This is a genomic window from Inquilinus sp. (assembly GCF_057815775.1).
This window is the reverse complement of sequence record NZ_JBYRFX010000347.1, coordinates 1-4,151: the sequence shown is the minus strand read 5'-3', so window position 1 is coordinate 4,151 and position 4,151 is coordinate 1. Positions and strand designations below refer to the sequence as shown.

Annotated in this window: 4 protein-coding genes; all 4 read right to left on the bottom strand. The window is 66.3% G+C overall.

Features of this window, described 5'->3' with window-relative positions:
* A partial coding sequence (locus AC3XYG_RS12360; protein ID WP_489140135.1) for a carbohydrate ABC transporter permease occupies positions 1-673 on the bottom strand: 673 nt, incomplete at its 3' end.
* Positions 670-1,938: an ABC transporter substrate-binding protein gene (locus AC3XYG_RS12355; RefSeq protein WP_489140134.1), complete on the bottom strand. Its 1,269-nt coding sequence runs from the start codon at positions 1,936-1,938 to the stop codon at positions 670-672. The genes AC3XYG_RS12355 and AC3XYG_RS12360, both read right to left, overlap by 4 nt.
* Before the next feature lie 35 nt (positions 1,939-1,973).
* On the bottom strand, positions 1,974-3,146 hold the full coding sequence (locus AC3XYG_RS12350; RefSeq protein WP_489140133.1) for an aminotransferase class I/II-fold pyridoxal phosphate-dependent enzyme: 1,173 nt from the start codon (positions 3,144-3,146) through the stop codon (positions 1,974-1,976).
* Positions 3,139-3,879 (bottom strand): FadR/GntR family transcriptional regulator, encoded by a 741-nt coding sequence (locus tag AC3XYG_RS12345; protein ID WP_489140132.1) that lies wholly within the window; start codon positions 3,877-3,879, stop codon positions 3,139-3,141. The genes AC3XYG_RS12350 and AC3XYG_RS12345 overlap by 8 nt, the downstream gene beginning before the upstream one ends.
* Positions 3,880-4,151 lie beyond the last annotated feature (272 nt).

The following is a 4,151-nucleotide window of genomic DNA, read 5'->3' as shown; positions in this document are numbered from 1 at the left end:
CCAGGAACGGGATGGTGATCTTGGTGAAGCGCTGCCATGCCGTGGCGCCGTCGATCGCCGCCGCCTCGTAGAAGTCGGACGGGATCGCCTGCAGCGCCGCCAGCAGGGTGATGGCGAAGAACGGGATGCCGAACCAGATGTTGGCGACGATCGGCCCCCACATCGCCAGGTCGGGGTCGGACAGGATGTTGAACGGCTCGGACAGGATGCCGAGATCGGCCAGCCAGTAGGGCAGCGGCCCGACCACCGGGTTGAACAGCCAGGCCCAGACCAGGCCGGACAGAAAGGTCGGCACCGCCCAGGGCAGGAACACCAGCGCCTGCACCGTGCGCTTGCCGTGGAACGGCCGGTTCAGCAGCATCGCCAGCCCAAGCCCGCCGAAGAACTGGAACACCAGGCTGCCGACCGTCCACCACACGGTGTTCTTCAGCGCCCGCCAGAAATTGGCGTCGTGGATCAGCGTCTCGAAATTCTTGAAGCCGACCCACGAGCTCTTGAACGGCCCGAAATCCTGGAAGGCATAGGACAGCCCGACGATCAGCGGCACCAGCAGGCTAAGCGTCAGCAGGATCAAGGCCGGGCTGAGATAGAGCCAGGGCTCCAGCGCATTGCCCAGCGCGCGGCGGAAGGAAGATCCCGGGCGGTTGCCCGGGATCACGTCGGTTGCGGTCACTTCTTGCCGGCCAGGAATTTCTGCTGGGCCGTGGTGAGGTAGTCGGCCCATTCCTTGGCGACGTCGGCGGCCGGCTTCTGGCCCAGCAGGGCCTCCTGGAAGCTCTGCACCGACATCACGTCGAAGAAGTAGCCGAACTCCTCGAGATGGGCCGGCCACGGCACCGGCTGCCACTGCGGGTCATTCAGCTCCTTGAACAAGCCGGCATAGAGGTCACCGGCGAAGTGCGCGTCCTTCTCGGCGCCCTTGTGGATCGGCAGGACGCCGACGAACTTGGCCCATTCGATGTTCTGCTGGCTGTCGAGCAGGTAGGACATCAGCTTCCAGCTTTCCTCCTTGTGCTCGCTGTTGGCGAACATCGACCAGCCGGCATAGCCGATCGAGGGGTAGGCGTGGCCGCCGGGGCCGACCGGCATCGGCGCCACCGCGAAGTCCTCGGGCTTCATGTGGTCGAGGATGCCGATCATGGCGTCCGGATCGTTGTCCAGCATGGCGCAGGCGCCGGAATAGAAGCCGGTGACGGTCTCGTTGAAGCCCCAGTTCAGGCTGTCCTTCGGCGCCCCGCCGGCCTTGTACAGGTCGATCAGGAACTGCATGCCCTGGACCGCGCCGTCATCGCTGAAGGTCGAGGTGCCGTCGTCGTTGAAGAACTTGCCCTTGCCGTCCATCGACAGCATGAAGAAGGCGGTGCCGCCGGTGCCGCCCTTGCCGCCGCGCAGGCAATAGCCGGCCTTGCCGCCGCCCAGCGCGCCGATCTTCTTCGACACGTCCATGAATTCGTCGAGCGTCTTCGGCGGTGCTGTGATGCCGGCCTCCTGGAACAGCTTCTTGTTCCAGTACAGGCCGCGCAGATAGAAGCCGTAGGGCACCATGTAGGGAGTGTTGTTGACGGTCTTCGAGAACTGCACCGCCCGGTCGCCCAGGGTCGGGGCTTCGTCCCATTTGGCGATGTAGGAGGTCAGGTCTTCGAGCTGGCCGTTGTTGGCATAGAGCGACATCCAGCGCTCCGGCATCTCGGCGATATCGGGGGTCTCGCCGGCCTGCACCATGGTCAGGAACTTCTCGAACGCCTCGCCCCAGGGCAGCGAGATGATCTCGACATGGATGCCGGGGTTGGCGGCTTCGAACTTGTCGATCTGGCCCTTCAGGAACTCGGTGCGCTGCGGGCTGGTGATGACCTCGACCAGCTTGAGGTTGGTGTCGGCCAGCGCCGGCCCGGTGAATGCGATCGCGGCCAGACCGGCCAACAGCAACAGACGTTTCATTTTTGCCTCCCCTGTTTGACGATGGAACGGAAACTTCAGCCCGCGGCGAGAAGTGCGCGGTCGAGATCGGCCCAGAGATCCTCGGTGTCTTCCAGGCCGACGGCGATGCGGACGATGCGCGGCGAGACCGCGAAGGCGGACAGGGCGTTCGGCCCCTGGGCCTGGCGCAGCGATGCCTGGGCCGGGATCACCAGGCTTTCATGCCCGCCCCAGCTGACGCCGAGCTTGAACAGCCGTAGCCCATCGACGAGGCGGGGCACATCGACCCGATCATCGACCTCGAAGGAGAACAGGCCGCTGTGGCCGGTCAGCGTGGCGCCGCCGGGATGGTTCGAGAAGGCCGGGTGCAGCACGCGGGTGACCAGCTTGTGGTCGGCCAGGCGCCGGGCGATGGCCAGGCCGCTCTCGTGATGCTGGCGCATCCGCAGCGGCAGGGTGCGCATGCCGCGGATCAGCAGCCAGGCCTCGAACGGTGACAGCTTGCCGCCGAGATAGGGGTAGGTCAGGTCGTTGACCCGGGCGATGCGTTCGGCCGAGCCGGCGATCACCCCCGCCACGGTGTCGCTGTGGCCGCTGAGGTACTTGGAGGCGGAGTGCACGACCAGGTCGACACCGTGCTTCAGCGGCTGCTGGAACAGCGGCGTCGCCCAGGAATTGTCGATGATGGTGGCCGCGCCATGCGCCTTGGCCAGGGCGGCCAGCCGGCCGATCTCCTGCAGGTCGAAGATCATCGAGGTCGGGTTTTCGAGATACAGCAGCTTCGCCCCCGGCAGCGCCGCCTCGACCGCCGCGAGGTCGCCGGCATCGACATAGTCGACGGTGACGCCGACCCGGGGCAGCAGCTTCTCGAAGAAGCGATAGGAATCGCCATAGACGTTGCGGGTGCACAGGATGCGGTCGCCGGCGCTGGCGATGCTGAGCACGGCGGAGCTGATCGCCGCCATGCCGCTGGCGGTGCCGCGCGCCGCCTCGGCGCCTTCCAGCGCCGCGATCTTGCGCTCGAACTCCTGCACCGTCGGGTTGTTGCCGCGGGAATAGATCGGCCGCTGGATCTGGCCGGAGAACGCCGCCTCCATCTCCGCGTAATTGGCGAAGGTGAAGAGGGAGGTCTGGTAGATCGGCGGCACCACCGCGCCGGACGGGAAGGCATCGTCATGCGCCAGCTGGGTGGCGGCGGCGTAGTCGTCGGCGGCGTATTCGTCAGTCATGGGCAGGCCCGCGGTTCCGGTCGGCGTTGCGGATGTCTTCGTCGACCATGTCGATGATGGTCAGCGCGGCGTTGCGCGCGCCGTCCGGGTCACGCCGGACGATCGCGTCGTACATCACGCGGTGATAGGGGAAGGTGCGTCCGGCGAAATCCGGCATGTCGAGCGGGTTTTCCCAGAAGCGGTGGAAGGCGTCCCGCATGCTGGCCAGGATCTGCTCGAAGATCGGGTTCTCGGTGGCGCGGAAGATCGACTGGTGAAATTCCCAGTCCTGCTCCGGCGCGTCGCCGTATTTCAGGTGATGCGCTTCCATGATGTCGAGGCGGCGGCCGATCTCGGCGACCTGCACGGGCGTTGCCCGGCGGGCGCAGATCGCCGCGGCCTCGCCCTCCAGCGCCCGGCGCACTTCCAGCGTGTGCAGCAGCGTGTCGACGTCCGAGGCGCGGCCGATGGTCAGCGGCATGTGGATGCTGGCAGTCGAGACGGCGACGCGCAGATAGGTGCCACTGCCCTTGCGCATCTCGACGATGCCCAGGCCTTCCCAGCGCTTCAGCGCCTCGCGGATGGTCGAGCGGCTGACCTGCAGCTGCTCCGCCAGATCCCGTTCCGGCGGCAGCCGGTCGCCCGGCCCGATGCCGGATCGCTCGACATGCTCGGCGATCGCCGCCAGCGCCGCTTCGTCACGCGTCGGCGTGCGGACCGGAAGCAGCGATGTTGAGCGGGGTCGCAGGGACATGAGTGGCGGCGTCATCAAAATTGGTCTGACATCCCGACCACTTCTATGAAATGCAACAAATTGCGTCAATATGCGGTTGCGGCGGTTTCGCTCTGCGGGGCAAATCGCAATATCATTGCGAGCCGCCCAGGGTTGGGTTGCCGGGCTGGGCTATCGGGGATGTGGGTGCGTATGCGTTTATCGGGCTGGACATGGGGCTGGATCGCGATCGCCGGGGCCATGCTGCTCACTGGCCCGGCCATGGCCAAAGGCAAGGACGAGACGGTCGAGCA